This is a genomic window from Streptomyces katrae (assembly GCF_000966975.1).
Classification (GTDB): domain Bacteria; phylum Actinomycetota; class Actinomycetes; order Streptomycetales; family Streptomycetaceae; genus Streptomyces; species Streptomyces katrae.
Genome location: NZ_JZWV01000522.1, coordinates 1 through 14,187, shown reverse-complemented (window position 1 = coordinate 14,187; position 14,187 = coordinate 1). Strand labels below are relative to the sequence as shown.

Here is a 14,187-nt window from a genome sequence, read left to right as displayed (position 1 = left end):
GCCCCGGACTGCGTGAACAGCCCGATCCGGCCGCGGGCGGTGGCGGGGGCGGGCGCGAGGGAGGCGTTCATTTCCACGTCCGCCGCGGTGTTGATCACCCCGAAGGCGTTGGGCCCGATGAGCCGCATCCCGTACGAGCGCGCCTGCCGCACCAGTTCGCGCTGGCGGTCCAGGCCTTCCGGGCCGCTCTCCCCGTACCCGGCCGACAGCACCACCAGCCCCTGTACCCCGTGCTCCCCGCAGGCGGCGACGGCGTCCGGGACCCGCTGGGCGGGGACGGCGATCACGGCGAGGTCCACGGGGGCCCCGATGTCGGCGACGGTGCGGTAGGCCCGCACCCCGTCCAGCAGGTCGCCCTCCATGCCCGGCGCCCGGGCCTCGTTGACGGCGTAGAGGTGTCCGTGGAAGCCGCCGTCGCGCAGGTTGCGCAGGGCGGCGGCGCCCACGCCGGAGCCGGAGCGGCTGACGCCGATCACCGCGACCGAGCCGGGGGCCAGCAGCCGCTGGACGGAACGGGCCTCGGCGCGCTGTTCGCGGGCGCGCTGGACGGCGAGGGACTCGGCGGTGGGTTCGAGGTCGAGGGTGAGGTGGACGGAGCCGTCCTCGAAGCTGCGCTTCTGCTGGTAGCCGGCGTCCGTGAACACCTTGATCATCTTGGTGTTGGCCGGCAGCACCTCGGCCGCGAAGCGGCGGATGCCGCGCTCCCGCGCCACGGCTCCGATGTGTTCGAGCAGGGCGGAGGCGACCCCGCGGCCCTGGTGGGCGTCCTGGACGAGGAAGGCCACCTCGGCCTCGTCGGCGGGGGCGGAGGCGGGGCGGCCGTCGGGGCCGATGCGGTCGTAGCGGACGGTGCCGATGAACTCGTCGCCGATGGTCGCGGCGAGGCCGACGCGGTCGACGTAGTCGTGGTGCGTGAAGCGGTGCACGTCGCGGTCGGAGAGACGGGGGTAGGGGGCGAAGAAGCGGTAGTACTTCGACTCGTCCGAGACCTGCTCGTAGAAGCTGACCAGGCGGCCCGCGTCCTCGGTCGTGATGGGGCGGATCCGGGCGGTGCCGCCGTCGCGCAGCACGACGTCCGCTTCCCAGTGGGCCGGGTACGAGGGGTCCGACGCGGTGGTCATGGGGCCAGCCTAAGGGGAAGATCCGGCCAGGTGGCCGGGTACGTCCGGTTGGCAGGACGGCACGTCGGCCGGGAATGAGGCGCGCCGGGGCAAATCAGTGCAAAGCTGAGGAGGCCGCGAAGGCCGCCGCCGGGAGGGCCGAACGGCGGCGGGACCGGGCCGAAGGTCGGTCCGAGCATTCCGGGTGACGTGAGAGACTGGTCTAGACAACCGCGAGAACCTGAAGGGCATCACCATGGCAGAGCGCCGCGTCAACGTCGGCTGGGCCGAGGGCCTGCACGCTCGTCCCGCCTCGATCTTCGTCCGCGCGACGACCGCTTCCGGCGTCCCCGTGACCATCGCGAAGGCGGGCGGCGACCCCGTCAACGCCGCGTCGATGCTGGCGGTCCTGGGTCTGGGCGCCCAGGGCGGCGAGGAGGTCGTCCTGGCGTCCGAGGCCGAGGGCGCGGAGGTCGCGCTGGACCGGCTCGCGAAGCTGGTGGCGGAGGGCCTGGAGGAACTCCCCGAAACGGTCTGACCGACCCTTCACCGAAGCCGCGGCCCCACCACCCCGGGGACCGCGGCTTCGTCCGTTTCCGCCGGGGATAAGCACCGCGCCGCGCAATCCCGGGAACCGGAAGCCTCTCGCGCCGGAACATCCGCAGCCGGAATCGACCGGAAATCGCAGTCAATCCCGCCGGAATGGAATTCCGCCACACCCGCCTTTTTTATACGCGCCCCGCGTTAATTCCGGCCGCCTCCCGTGTTTACGGCAGGTTGCAAACCCCTCACGCGGAGCCGGAACGCCCCCGCCGTCCGCTCCGCGTGCAGCGCGGTCAGCGCCCTGGCGCGTTCGGCGTCCCCGCGGGCCACCGCGTCCACCACCGCCCCGTGGTCCGCCCAGGAGTCCACCGGCCGGGCCGGCGCCCTCACCTCGTACAGCCAGGCGATCTTGTGCCGGGTCTGCGTGAGCAGCGTGATCAGCCCCGGGCTGCCGGACGCCTGCGCCAGGGTCTCGTGGAACCAGCTCCCCAGCGCCCGCAGGTCCTCCCCCTGCCCCCGCCTGGCCCGCTCCTGCCCCAGCCGCACCAGGCCCCGCAGCACCTTCAGGTGCGCCTCGGTCCGCCGCCGGGCCGCGCGGGCGGCCGCCAGCGGCTCCAGCAGCGTCCGCAGCTCCAGCAGATCCGCGGCCTCCTGCTCGCCCGGCTCCGCGACACAGGCCCCCGCGTGCCGCCGCGTGGTGACGAACCCTTCGGACTCCAGCGTGCGCAGTGCCTCCCGTACCGGCACCCGCGAGACCCCGTACCGGCGGGCGAGCACCTCCTCGGTGAGCCGGCCGCCCGGCCCGAAGAAACCGGAGACGATATCGTCCCGAATGGCTGTGCATACCGCGTGCGCCGGAATACGCAAGGCCGGACCTCCGCTGGGTTCCACTGGTTTCCGTTCCGAATCCACCGTGCTGCCACTGCGACTCTATGACAACCGGCGACAATTTCCGAGAACGCCCGGAAATCCGGAACAGGGAACTTACGGAGCGGTGAACGCGACCGGGGGAACGGAGAAGGCCCCGGCTCGGGGAGCCGGGGCCTTCTTCACTGGAAGTCGGGGGTCGGGTCAGATGCCGACACCGTGCTCGCGCAGGTAGGCCAGCGGGTTGATGTCCGTGCCGTACGTGGCGCCGGTGCGGGCCTCGAAGTGCAGGTGCGGGCCGCTGGAGTTGCCGGTGGAGCCCGACAGGCCGATCTGCTGGCCCGCGGTGACGGTCTCGCCGACGGAGACGCTCAGCGAGGACATGTGGCCGTACTGGGTGTACGTGCCGTCGTTGTGCCGGATCACGACGTTGTTGCCGTACGCGCCGCCCCAGCCGGCCTCGACGACCGTGCCCGCGCCCACGGCGTGGACGGTGGTGCCGGAGTCGGCGTGGAAGTCGATGCCCGTGTGGCTGCCGGAGGACCACATGCCGCCGCCCGCGCCGTACTGGGTGCTGACGTAGGAGCCTTCGATCGGGGCCACGAAGGTGTTGAGGCGCTTGCGGGCCTCTTCCTCGGCGGCCTTCTCGGCGGCCTCGCGCTCGGCCTTCTCCTTGGCCTCGGCGATGCGCTTCGCCTCCTGGGCGCGCGTCTTCGCGTCGGCCTCGGCCTGCGCCTGGGCGGCGATGGACTCGGCGGCGGTCTGCTGGGTCTCGGCCTGGACCTGGATGTCGTCCTGGAGGCCGTCGGCGACGACGATCGTGTTCAGGGCGCCGGTGTCCTCGAGGGACGGGCCGCCGTGGGAGTCGGCGGCGAAGGCCGGGGCCGCCAGGGTGCCGACCACGCCCGTGGTGGCGAGGGCGGCCATACCGGCGTAGCCGGCGGTCTTGCGGCTGATGCGGCTCGAACCACGGTGCTTACCGGAACCGGCTGCACGACTGCCAAACGCCATGGCGGGGGTGATCCTTTCCTTCCCTCTCGCCTACCGGGTTAGCTGACGGGTTCGGAGCAGGAAGGTCTCCTACGGCCCCCCTCTGGCGAGGCGGTCCGATTCACCCCAGGGACTGATGTGGGTCCCCGGCTCCCCAGGCTCGCGCCTGACGGGGACTCGGCGATCGCTGCCCGGTGCCGCGGGTGCGGCTGGCACAACTGACGGACAGCACGCCTGACGCTAGGCGGATCATCAGTCAATCGCCAAACAGACGAGCGGATTTGTTGCGTACGCCACACCGCATACCTGAAACCACGCCACCAAACGGACAAAGGGGGCCCGGTGGATGCTCCACCGGGCCCCCTCGAAACAGGCCGACCGCAGGTCCGTTTCCCGTCGGCCGCCGGTCAGTTGGTGACGACCGTGACCTCACCGATCCCGAGGGCCAGCACCGGCTCCTCGATCTGCGCCGCGTCGCCCACGAGGACGGTGACCAGCCGGTCCACCGGGAAGGCGCTCACGACCGCCGAAGTGGCCTCCGCCGTACCCGTTTCGGCCAGCCGCGCGTACAGCCGCGCCTGGTAGTCGTCCGGCAGCTCCTGCTCCACCTGGTCGGCCAGGGTCCCGGCGACCGAGGCCGCCGTCTCGAACTTCAGCGGGGCCACGCCCACCAGGTTCTGCACCGCCACGTCGCGCTCGGCGTCCGTCAGGCCTTCTGCGGCCAGGGTGCGCAGCACCTGCCACAGGTCCTCCAGCGCCGGGCCGGTGTTGGGGGTGTCCACCGAGCCGCTGATGGCGAGCATCGAGGCGCCCTTGCCGTCGGCCGTGGAGCGCAGCACCTGGGCGAAGGCGCGCACGCCGTAGGTGTAGCCCTTCTCCTCGCGCAGCACCTTGTCCAGACGGGAGGTCAGGGTGCCGCCCAGGCAGTACGTGCCCAGGACCTGCGGGGCCCAGACGATGTCGTGCCGGTCCGGGCCGATCCGGCCGATCAGCAGCTGCGTCTGGACGGCTCCGGGCCGGTCCACGATGATCACGCGGCCCGTGTCGTCGGCCGTCACCGGCGGCACCGGCAGGGGGGCCGCGGTGTTCCCCGTCCAGGCACCCAGGGTGTCGGCGAGGACCGCGTCCAGGTCGATGCCGGTCAGGTCGCCAACGACGACCACGGTGGCGGTGGCGGGGCGTACGTGGGCCTCGTAGAAGGCGCGTACGGCGGCGGAGTCGATCCGGGCGACCGTCTCCTCCGTGCCCTGGCGCGGGCGGGACATGCGCAGCGTCGCCGGGAAGAGCTCCTTCGAGAGCTCCTTGGCGGCCCGGCGCTGGGGGTTGGCCTGCTCGTGCGGGATCTCGTCGAGCCGGTTGCGCACCAGCCGGGCGACCTCGCCGTCGTCGAAGGCGGGGGCGCGCAGCGCCTCGGCGAGCAGCCCGAGCGCCTTCGGCAGGCGGGAGGCCGGCACCTCCAGGGAGACGCGCAGGCCGGGGTGGTCGGCGTGGGCGTCGAGGGTGGCGCCGCAGCGCTCCAGCTCGGCGGCGAACTCCTCGGCGGAGTGCTTGTCGGTGCCCTCCGACAGGGCGCGGGCCATGATCGTGGCCACGCCGTCGAGGCCCTCGGGCTCGGCGTCGAGCGGGGCCGCGAGGTTGACCTCGACCGCGACGACCTGCTGGCCGGGGCGGTGGCAGCGCAGCAGGGTCAGCCCGTTGCCGAGGGTGGAGCGCTCGGGGGCGGGGAAGGCCCAGGGCTTGGCCTCGCCGGCCTGGGGCCGCGGGTGGAAGGTCATCGTGACGGCTGCGGTGTCGCTCACTGCTCCGCCCCCTCGTTCTCGTCGCTCTCGTCGTTCTCTTCGGCGCCGGGCAGCGGCTCGTAGACCAGGACCGCGCGGTTGTCGGGGCGCAGCCGGGCGGCGGCCACGGCCTGCACCTCCTCCGCCGTGACGTCCAGGACCCGCTGGACGGCGGTCAGCGCCAGCTGCGGGTCGCCGAACAGCACCGCGAAGCGGCACAGTTCGTCGGCGCGGCCGGCGACCGTGCCCAGCCGGTCCAGCCACTCGCGCTCGAGCTGCGCCTGCGCGCGCTCCATCTCGTCGGCCGTGGGGCCCTCGGCGGCGAACCGGGCGAGCTCCTCGTCGACGGCCGCCTCGATGGCGGGCACCTCGACGCCGCTGGAAGTCTTGACGTCCAGCCAGCCCAGGGAGGGCGCGCCGGCCAGGCGCAGCAGGCCGAACCCGGCCGCGACGGCGCTCTGGTCGCGGCGGACCAGGCGGTTGTGCAGGCGGGAGGACTCGCCGCCGCCGAGGATCGTCAGCGCCACGTCGGCGGCGTCGCACTCGCGGGTGCCGTCGTGCGGCAGGCGGTAGGCGGCCATCAGCGCGCGGGCCGGGACCTCCTCGACGATCTCCTCGCGCAGCTGCCCGCCCATGATCTCGGGGAGGGTCCCGTCGCGGGGCGGCTGCTTGCCGTCGTGCGACGGGATGCTGCCGAAGTACTTCTCGACCCAGGCGAGGGTGCGCTCGGGGTCGATGTCGCCCACGACCGACAGGACGGCGTTGTTGGGCGCGTAGTACGTACGGAAGAAGTTCCGGGCGTCCTCGAGGGAGGCGGCGTCCAGGTCGGCCATGGAGCCGATCGGGGTGTGGTGGTACGGGTGGCCCTCGGGGTAGGCGAGGGCGGTCAGGCGCTCGAAGGCCGTGCCGTACGGGACGTTGTCGTAGCGCTGGCGGCGCTCGTTCTTGACGACGTCGCGCTGGTTCTCCATGGACTCCTCGTCCAGGGCGGCGAGCAGCGAGCCCATGCGGTCCGCCTCCAGCCACAGGGCGAGCTCCAGCTGGTGGGCCGGCATCGTCTCGAAGTAGTTGGTGCGCTCGAAGCTGGTGGTGCCGTTCAGCGAGCCGCCGGCGCCCTGGACCAGCTCGAAGTGTCCATTGCCCTTCACGCTCGCCGAGCCCTGGAACATCAGGTGCTCGAAGAGGTGAGCCAGACCGGTCCGCCCCTTGACTTCGTGGCGCGAGCCGACGTCGTACCAGAGGCAGACGGCGGCGACCGGGGTGAGGTGGTCCTCGGACAGCACCACGCGCAGGCCGTTGGCCAGCCGGTGCTCGGTCGCTGTCAGGCCGCCGGAGCCGGCCTGAGCTGTGGCCGTGTGACCCATGGGCATGTGGTCCCTTCGATCGCGATGCAGAGATTCACTGTCGATCTGCCACTGTATGCAAGCGCGCAGGTGCGCGGAGAAGTTCCCGGTCCCCGGGCTCCCCCGAGGACTCCGTCCAGGGGGGACCCCCAGGGTCGGGGTCGGCGTTGTCGGTGCCTCGGGCCACAATGGTCCGCGTCGACCCCGTCGCACACCCCAGCACGTACACCCCCCCGATCTTGGTTAGGAGCGCCGCAGCGATGGCCCGCCGCAGCACGAAGACCCCGCCGCCGGAGGATTTCGAGGAGAAGATCCTCGACATCGACGTCGTCGACGAAATGCAGGGCTCCTTCCTCGAGTACGCGTACTCGGTGATCTACTCCCGGGCCCTGCCGGACGCCCGGGACGGCATGAAGCCGGTGCACCGCCGCATCGTCTACCAGATGAACGAGATGGGCCTGCGCCCCGACCGCGGGTACGTGAAGTGCGCCCGCGTCGTCGGCGAGGTCATGGGCAAGCTCCACCCGCACGGCGACCAGTCGATCTACGACGCCCTCGTGCGCATGGCCCAGCCCTTCTCGATGCGGCTGCCGCTGGTCGACGGGCACGGCAACTTCGGCTCGCTCGGCAACGACGACCCGCCGGCCGCGATGCGCTACACCGAGTGCAAGATGGCCGACGCCACGTCGCTGATGACGGAGTCGATCGACGAGGACACCGTCGACTTCGCCGCCAACTACGACGGCCAGGAGCGCGAGCCCGTCACCCTGCCCGCCGCCTACCCGAACCTGCTGGTCAACGGCGCGTCCGGAATCGCCGTCGGCATGGCCACGAACATGGCCCCGCACAACCTGGGCGAGGTCATCGCGGCCGCCCGCCACCTGATCCGGTACCCGGAGGCGGACCTCGAGGCGCTGATGCGCTTCGTCCCCGGTCCCGACCTGCCCACCGGCGGGCGGATCGTGGGCCTGTCCGGCATCAAGGACGCCTACGAGAGCGGCCGGGGCACGTTCAAGATCCGCGCGACGGTGTCCGTGGAGGACGTGACGGCCCGCCGCAAGGGCCTGGTCGTCACCGAACTGCCCTTCACGGTCGGTCCCGAGAAGGTCATCGCGAAGATCAAGGACCTGGTCGGCTCGAAGAAGCTCCAGGGCATCGCCGACGTCAAGGACCTCACCGACCGTGCGCACGGCCTGCGCCTGGTCATCGAGATCAAGAACGGCTTCCACCCGGAGGCCGTGCTGGAGCAGCTGTACAAGCTGACGCCGATGGAGGAGTCCTTCGGCATCAACAACGTCGCGCTGGTCGACGGGCAGCCGCTGACGATGGGCCTCAAGGAGCTGCTGGAGGTCTACCTGGACCACCGCTTCGAGGTCGTGCGCCGCCGCAGTGAGTTCCGCCGCGGCAAGCGCCGGGACCGGCTGCACCTGGTCGAGGGCCTGCTGGTGGCCCTGCTCGACATCGACGAGGTCATCCGCCTCATCCGCGACAGCGACAACTCCGCCCAGGCCAAGGAGCGCCTGATGGAGGTCTTCTCGCTGAGCGAGATCCAGACCCAGTACATCCTGGACACCCCGCTGCGCCGGCTCACCCGCTTCGACCGGATCGAGCTGGAGTCCGAGCGCGACCGGCTGACCGGGGAGATCGAGGAGCTGACCCGGATCCTGGATTCGGACGCCGAGCTGCGCAAGCTGGTCTCCTCGGAACTGGCCGCGGTCGCCAAGAAGTTCGGCACCCCGCGCCGTACCGTGCTGCTGGAGTCGGCGGGCACGGCCGTGGCCGCGGTTCCGCTGGAGGTCGCGGACGACCCCTGCCGGGTGCTGCTGTCGTCCACGGGCCTGCTGGCCCGTACGGCGAACGCCGACCCGCTGGTGGTGGACGAGGGCGCCGCCCGCGCCAAGCACGACCTGGTGGTCTCGCAGGTGGCGGCGACCGCCCGGGCCGACGTGGGCGTGGTGACCTCGTACGGGCGCCTGCTGCGTCTGTCGGTGATCGACCTGCCGCAGCTGCCGGACACGCACGCCGCGCCGAGCCTGGCGGGCGGGGCCCCGGTCGCGGAGTTCGTCTCCGGGCTGGAGGCCGACGAGACGGTGGTCTGCCTGACCTCCCTGGACGAGTCCTCGCAGGGTCTGGCCCTGGGCACCGAGCAGGGCGTGGTCAAGCGGGTCGTGCCGGACTACCCGGCGAACAAGGACGAGCTGGAGGTCATCACCCTCAAGGAGGGCGACCGGATCGTGGGCGCGGTCGAGCTGCGCACGGGCGAGGAGGACCTGGTCTTCATCACCGACGACGCCCAGCTGCTGCGCTACCCGGCCGGACAGGTGCGCCCCCAGGGCCGCCCGGCGGGCGGTATGGCGGGCATCAAGCTCTCCGAGAACGCCAAGGTGATCCACTTCTCGGCGGTGGACCCGGCCCGGGACGCCCTGGTGTTCACGGTGGCGGGCGGGCAGGGGACGCTCGAGGGCTCGCCGAGTTCGGGCAAGCTGACCCCGTTCGACCAGTACCCGCGCAAGGGCCGGGCCACCGGCGGTGTGCGCTGCCAGCGGTTCCTGAAGGGCGAGGACGTGCTGGTGCTGGCCTGGGCGGGCAACGCCCCGGCCCGCGCGGCGGCGGCGAACGGCGCCCCGGCAGCCCTCCCGGCCCCGGACCCGCGCCGCGACGGTTCGGGCGCCGCGCTCCCCGCCGAGGTGGCGGTGCTGGCGGGGCCCGCGCTGTAGGACCGCCGCAGGACCGTACGGCGGGCGGGGCGGGCGTCTTCGGCGCCCGCCCCGCCCGCTGTCCGCGGCCCGTCCGCGACTCCGCGCCGACTACTGTTTTCCCGGTACACGCGGGTGGGGGGAGAGCAGAGCTGATGAGTCGTCGGTCGAGCGGGCTGATCGGGGTCTGGGCCGAGGCCCAGCGGCAGCAGCAGCGGACGCAGCTGATCCAGCAGCGTGAGGCGGAGCGCCGTCGGCGGGAGTACGAACGGGAAGCCGCCCGGGGCCGGCGCGAGCAGCAGGCCGCCTACAAGCAGCACCGGGAGGCCGAGGCGCGGCGGGCCACCGAGCGGCTCGACGCGGAGGTCGCCGTCCTGCAGGGGCTGCTGGCCTCGGGCTGCCGGGCGCCCGCGTTCCGGATGGCCTCCCTGGTGCGCTCCGAGCGGCTGGAGCCTTTCGCGCCGGGCCGGCTGGAGCATCCCGTGCCCATGCCCCAGCTGCGGGACTTCCAGCAGCAGAGCAGTGGCTGGACCCTGGGCTCGGGCCGCCGCGCCCAGGCGGAGCGCGAGGCCCACGACCGGTACACGCAGGCCTGGCAGGCTGCGCACGCCGCGGAGCAGGAGCGGCTGCGGCAGCTGGAGGCGTACCGGCAGCAGTACGACCGCTGGGCCGCCGAGCAGCTCGCCGGGATCCGCCGGCACAACAGCGGGCTCACCGAGCTGGCGGCCTCGCTGCGCGCGGGCGACCCGGAGGCGGCGGTGGAGTACTTCTCGGCCGCCCTGTACGCCTCGACGGCCTGGCCCGAGGAACTGCCGCACCAGGTGTCGGCCGCGTACGACCCGGCGATGCGGCAGCTGGTGCTGGACTGGGAGCTGCCCCGGTACGGGGTGGTGCCCGAGGTGAAGGCCGTGCGGTACATGCCGGGCACGGACCAGGACAAGGAGACGGCGCGGCCCGTGACGCAGCGCCGGGCGCTGTACCGGGACCTGCTGGCCCAGTGCCTGCTGCTGGTGCTGCACGAGGTGTACGCGGCGGACGAGTTCGGGGTGCTGGACTCGGTGGTGGTCAACGGGTTCGTGGACGACCACGATCCGGTGACGGGCCGTGAGGCGCAGCTCGTCCTGGCCTCCGTGCAGGCGCCGCGCAGCGCCTTCTCCGCGCTGCGGCTGGAGCAGGTGAGCGCGGTGGACTGCCTGGTCGAGGGCCTGCGGGGGCAGTTGTCGGCGCGGCCGGACCAGCTGACGGCCGTACGGGCGGGGCGCCGGCCGGGCGAGGTCGGCGGCGGTGTCGTCAGCCACGGCGGAGCCGCCGCGGGCGGTGGCGAGGACGAGCCGGACCTGTTCCAGATGGATCCGATCGCCTTCGAGAACCTGGTCGCCGAGCTGTTCCGGGCGATGGGCATGGAGGCGGTGACCACGCAGCGCTCGGGCGACGGCGGCGTGGACGTGGAAGCGGTGGATCCGGCCCCGATCCGGGGCGGGCGGATCGTGGTCCAGGTCAAGCGGTACCGCAACACCGTCCCGCCGACGGCGGTACGGGACCTGTACGGCACGGTCCAGGACAAGGGGGCGAACAAGGGGGTGCTCGTCACCACCGCGTCCTTCGGGCCCGGGTCGTACACCTTTGCCAACGGCAAGCCGCTGGAGTTGGTTCCCGGCGTGGAACTGGTGGAGCTGCTGCACCGCTACGGGCTGCGGGGCCGTCTCGGCGGCGCTCCGGTCCCGGCGCAGCGGGGCGCGGGGGCCGGGGCGGACGCGCCGACCCTGCCGGACACCCGTTTCCCGGCCGGCGGCCCGGCCGTCCCGGAGGTGGCGCCCGTGCCCGAGGGCTTCAACGTGCTGGGCATGGACTGGTCGGGCCGGGTGGCGCTCGACGTGTGCGCGCTGGTCTGCGAGGGCGGCCGGGTGCTGAGCGAGGACCACTTCGTCTTCTTCAACAACCCGCGCACCCCCGACGGTTCGGTGCGCTCCCGCCCGCACGCGGCCCCCGACAAGGCGGCCGTGGAGGTCGGCTTCGACGTGCTGCCGCAGCGCGCCGACCGGCTCGTCCTGGTGGCGGCGGTCGACCCGGAGGCGGACCCGCACGCCGATCTGGCGGGCTTCACCGACGCCCGGATCCGCCTGCTGGACACGGCCGGTCAGGAGATCGACCGGCTGGAGGTGTCCGACGGCCGGGCGGGCGAGACGGCCCTGGTCCTCGGCTCGTTCCGGCGCCGCCCGAACGGCGACTGGAAGTTCGTGATCGGCGGCAAGGGCTACCGGGGCGGCCTGGAGGACCTGCTGCGCGAGTACGGGGTCGAGGTCGCCTAGGGGGTGTTGCCCCTAGGACTCGTCCTCGACGCCGGTTTCCGCCGGGCGGGGGACGTAGCGCAGCACTCCCCACATGCTTTCCGGGAGCGCCCGCCCGGGGTCGGCCTCGCGGCAGGCCTCCAGTTCGCCCAGCAGGCCGGGGGCGTCGATGCCCTTGCCGATCAGGACGAGCTGCGTGCGGCGCGGCTCGCCCTGGCCCCAGGGGCCGGGGTCGAACCTCAGGAAGCGGCCGACCGCGTGGACCTCGTAGCGTTCGCGGTGACCCGGGACCCCGAACCAGACGAAGCCCTTGACGCGGTAGAGGCCGGCGGGGCGGCGGTCGAGGAAGTCGAGGAACCGGCGCGGGGAGAGGGCCTGGTCGGTGGTGAAGGAGAGGCTCTCGTACGCCGTGTGCGCGTGCCCGGCGTGCCCCTCGCCGTCCTCGTGCGCGTGCTCCCCGGCCTCCGTGAGGAGGTCCTCGAAGGAGAGCTGTCCCCGGGTCTCCGTCCAGGGGCGGCGGTCGAAGAGCAGCTCCGGGTCGATGCGCCCGTGATCGGCGCCGACCAGCGGGGTTCCGGGGGCGGCGAGCGCGGTCACTTCCGCTTCGATGCGGGCCCGTTCGGCGGCGTCGACGCGGTCGGTCTTGTTGAGCACCACCAGGTCGGCGACGGCCAGATGGCGGTCGGTCTCGGGGTGGGCGGCCCGGGTGGCGTCGAACTCGGCGGCGTCCACGACCTGCACCAGGCCGCCGTAGCGGACGGCCGGGTTCTCGTTGGCCACCAGCATCCGGACCATCTCCTGGGGCTCGGCGAGCCCGCTGGCCTCGATGACGATCACGTCGATCCGGTGGACGGGCGCGGCGAGCTTCTCCAGGTACGCGTCCAGCTCGCTGCCGTCGACGGCGCAGCACAGACAGCCCCCGCCGAGGGAGACCATCGAGTCGCCGACCTGGCCGGCCACCGACATGGCGTCGATCTCGATCGAGCCGAAGTCGTTGACGACGACCCCGATCCGGGTGCCACCGCGGTGGGCGAGGAGGTGGTTGAGGACGGTGGTCTTGCCGGAGCCGAGGAATCCGGAGAGGACGACGACGGGGATGGGCTGGACGCTGTTCACCCGGACGATCGTAGTCAGCCCAGGGGCGGTACGGGCTGGGGCGGGGTGGGGCCGGTGTAGCGGGCGGCCGGGCGGATGATCTTCGAGTCGGCCGCCTGCTCCAGGACGTTGGCGCTCCAGCCGACCACGCGGGCGGCGCAGAAGGTCGGGGTGAACATCTCGCGCGGCAGCCCGCACAGCTCCATGACCACCCCCGCGTAGAACTCCACATTGGTGTGCAGTTCCCGGCCCGGCTTGAGCTCGGCGAGGATCTCCTCCACCTGCCGCTCGACCTCCACGGCGAACTCCACGAGGGGGCCGCCGAACTGCCGGGCGATGTCGCGCAGCATCCGCGAGCGCGGGTCCTCGGTGCGGTAGACGGGGTGGCCGAAGCCCATGATCCGGTCGCCGGCGAGGACCCGCTCGCGGATCCACGGGCCGATGCGGTCGGCGGTGCCGATGGCGTCGAGGGTGTCCAGGGCGCGGCTGGGTGCGCCGCCGTGCAGCGGCCCGGAGAGGGCGCCGATCGCGCCGGTGAGGCAGGCGGCGACGTCGGCGCCGGTGGAGGCGATGACGCGGGCGGTGAAGGTGGAGGCGTTGAAACCGTGGTCGACGGTGGAGATCAGGTACCGCTCGACGGCGCGGGCCTTGACGGGGTCGGGCTCCTCGCCGGTGAGCATCCACAGGTAGTTGGCGGCGTACGGGAGGTCGTCGCGCGGGGCGACCGGTTCCAGGCCCCGGCCGAGCCGGTGCAGGGCGGTGAGGAGGGTCGGTACGGCGGCGCAGGCGGCGAGCGCGTCGGCGGCCCGGCGGGCGGGGTCGAGGTCGTAGACGGGCCGGAATCCGGCGGAGGCGCCGAGGAGGGAGAGCGCGGTGCGCAGTCCGGCGAGGGGGCCGGAGAGGGCGGTGGCCCGGGCGAGTGCGGGCAGGGCGTCCGCGACCTCGGCGGGCAGGTGGCGCAGGGGGGCGATCTCGGCGGCGAAGGCGTCCCGTTCGGCGGGGCCGGCCGGGAGGGCGCCGCGGAACATCAGGTGCCAGACGTCCTCGAAGGTGCGGGACGCGGCCAGTTCCACGGCCGAGTACTGGCGGTAGTGGTAGAAGCCTTCGCGGCCGCGGACGTCACCGAGCTGCGTGTCGGTGACCACGACTCCCGCGAGACCGCGGGGTACTTCGACGGTGGTGTTGTTCATGCATCGACCATCCATCCTTGATTGGATCGATGTCAATATTGATTGAATCAACATATGTATGCTGGCGTCATGAGCGACCGCCCGTCCGACACCCCCTCCGACGCCGCCTCGGAGCTCTCTTCCGGCGCTCCCGAGGAGGCCCTCCCCCGCCGGATCACCACTCAGGAGGCCGCCCGGCTCCTCGGCGTGAAGCCGGCGACCGTGTACGCGTACGTCAGCCGTGGCCAGCTCGGCAGCCGCCGCGACCCGGCGGGGCGCGGCAGCACCTTCGACGCCGGCGAGGTGGAGGCGCTGGCC

General features: G+C 72.8%; 11 protein-coding genes and 1 riboswitch. Of the genes, 4 read left to right on the top strand and 7 right to left on the bottom strand.

Features of this window, described 5'->3' with window-relative positions:
* Positions 1-1,121: GNAT family N-acetyltransferase (locus tag VR44_RS19070; RefSeq protein WP_045948747.1), on the bottom strand; the 1,121-nt coding region annotated here is incomplete at its 3' end.
* A 235-nt stretch (positions 1,122-1,356) separates the two neighbouring features.
* On the opposite strand from VR44_RS19070, the gene VR44_RS19065 reads away from it, so the two are divergent.
* The gene (locus VR44_RS19065; RefSeq protein ID WP_045948746.1) at positions 1,357-1,638 is read left to right on the top strand and encodes an HPr family phosphocarrier protein; all 282 of its coding nucleotides are present in this window, start codon (positions 1,357-1,359) and stop codon (positions 1,636-1,638) included.
* Between the two features lie 206 nt (positions 1,639-1,844).
* Here the strand turns inward: VR44_RS19065 and VR44_RS19060 are convergent, their stop codons facing one another.
* The 4 genes from VR44_RS19060 to VR44_RS19045 all read right to left on the bottom strand — a co-directional run bounded on the left by VR44_RS19060 (position 1,845) and on the right by VR44_RS19045 (position 6,642).
* Complete coding sequence (locus tag VR44_RS19060) at positions 1,845-2,510, bottom strand: GntR family transcriptional regulator (protein ID WP_045948745.1); 666 nt, start codon at positions 2,508-2,510, stop codon at positions 1,845-1,847.
* A gap of 204 nt (positions 2,511-2,714) precedes the next feature.
* Entirely contained in the window at positions 2,715-3,521 is an 807-nt protein-coding gene (locus tag VR44_RS19055) for a M23 family metallopeptidase (RefSeq protein WP_045948744.1), read from the bottom strand.
* Positions 3,522-3,533: 12 nt separating this feature from the next.
* Positions 3,534-3,693, bottom strand: a riboswitch (cyclic di-AMP (ydaO/yuaA leader).
* 214 nt (positions 3,694-3,907) lie between these two features.
* On the bottom strand, positions 3,908-5,275 hold the full coding sequence (locus VR44_RS19050; RefSeq protein WP_045948749.1) for a M16 family metallopeptidase: 1,368 nt from the start codon (positions 5,273-5,275) through the stop codon (positions 3,908-3,910).
* Positions 5,276-5,295: 20 nt separating this feature from the next.
* Entirely contained in the window at positions 5,296-6,642 is a 1,347-nt protein-coding gene (locus VR44_RS19045; protein WP_045948743.1) for a M16 family metallopeptidase, read from the bottom strand.
* A gap of 239 nt (positions 6,643-6,881) precedes the next feature.
* On the opposite strand from VR44_RS19045, the gene VR44_RS19040 reads away from it, so the two are divergent.
* Together VR44_RS19040 and VR44_RS19035 are read left to right on the top strand one after the other, a co-directional pair.
* Positions 6,882-9,338: a DNA gyrase/topoisomerase IV subunit A gene (locus VR44_RS19040; RefSeq protein ID WP_045948742.1), complete on the top strand. Its 2,457-nt coding sequence runs from the start codon at positions 6,882-6,884 to the stop codon at positions 9,336-9,338.
* A 134-nt stretch (positions 9,339-9,472) separates the two neighbouring features.
* Complete coding sequence (locus VR44_RS19035) at positions 9,473-11,626, top strand: restriction endonuclease (protein ID WP_211275093.1); 2,154 nt, start codon at positions 9,473-9,475, stop codon at positions 11,624-11,626.
* 12 nt (positions 11,627-11,638) lie between these two features.
* Here VR44_RS19035 and VR44_RS19030 read toward each other — a convergent pair whose 3' ends face one another.
* Both VR44_RS19030 and VR44_RS19025 read right to left on the bottom strand, forming a co-directional pair.
* Positions 11,639-12,721: a CobW family GTP-binding protein gene (locus VR44_RS19030; protein WP_045948741.1), complete on the bottom strand. Its 1,083-nt coding sequence runs from the start codon at positions 12,719-12,721 to the stop codon at positions 11,639-11,641.
* 14 nt (positions 12,722-12,735) lie between these two features.
* Positions 12,736-13,905, bottom strand: a complete 1,170-nt coding sequence (locus VR44_RS19025; protein WP_094191747.1) for a citrate synthase/methylcitrate synthase — start codon at positions 13,903-13,905, stop codon at positions 12,736-12,738.
* 54 nt (positions 13,906-13,959) lie between these two features.
* On the opposite strand from VR44_RS19025, the gene VR44_RS19020 reads away from it, so the two are divergent.
* Positions 13,960-14,187, top strand: a 228-nt coding sequence (locus VR44_RS19020) for a helix-turn-helix domain-containing protein (RefSeq protein WP_157880351.1), incomplete at its 3' end; no start/stop codon positions are given.

Bases quoted from the DNA above. Each gene is read 5' to 3' on its own strand.
- VR44_RS19065 (WP_045948746.1), top strand. From the start codon at position 1,357: ATGGCAGAGCGCCGCGTCAACGTCGGCTGGGCCGAGGGCCTGCACGCT.
- VR44_RS19055 (WP_045948744.1), bottom strand. From the start codon at position 3,521: ATGGCGTTTGGCAGTCGTGCAGCCGGTTCCGGTAAGCACCGTGGTTCG.
- VR44_RS19050 (WP_045948749.1), bottom strand. From the start codon at position 5,275: ATGACCTTCCACCCGCGGCCCCAGGCCGGCGAGGCCAAGCCCTGGGCC.
- VR44_RS19045 (WP_045948743.1), bottom strand. From the start codon at position 6,642: ATGGGTCACACGGCCACAGCTCAGGCCGGCTCCGGCGGCCTGACAGCG.
- VR44_RS19040 (WP_045948742.1), top strand. From the start codon at position 6,882: ATGGCCCGCCGCAGCACGAAGACCCCGCCGCCGGAGGATTTCGAGGAG.
- VR44_RS19035 (WP_211275093.1), top strand. From the start codon at position 9,473: ATGAGTCGTCGGTCGAGCGGGCTGATCGGGGTCTGGGCCGAGGCCCAG.
- VR44_RS19025 (WP_094191747.1), bottom strand. From the start codon at position 13,905: ATGGATGGTCGATGCATGAACAACACCACCGTCGAAGTACCCCGCGGT.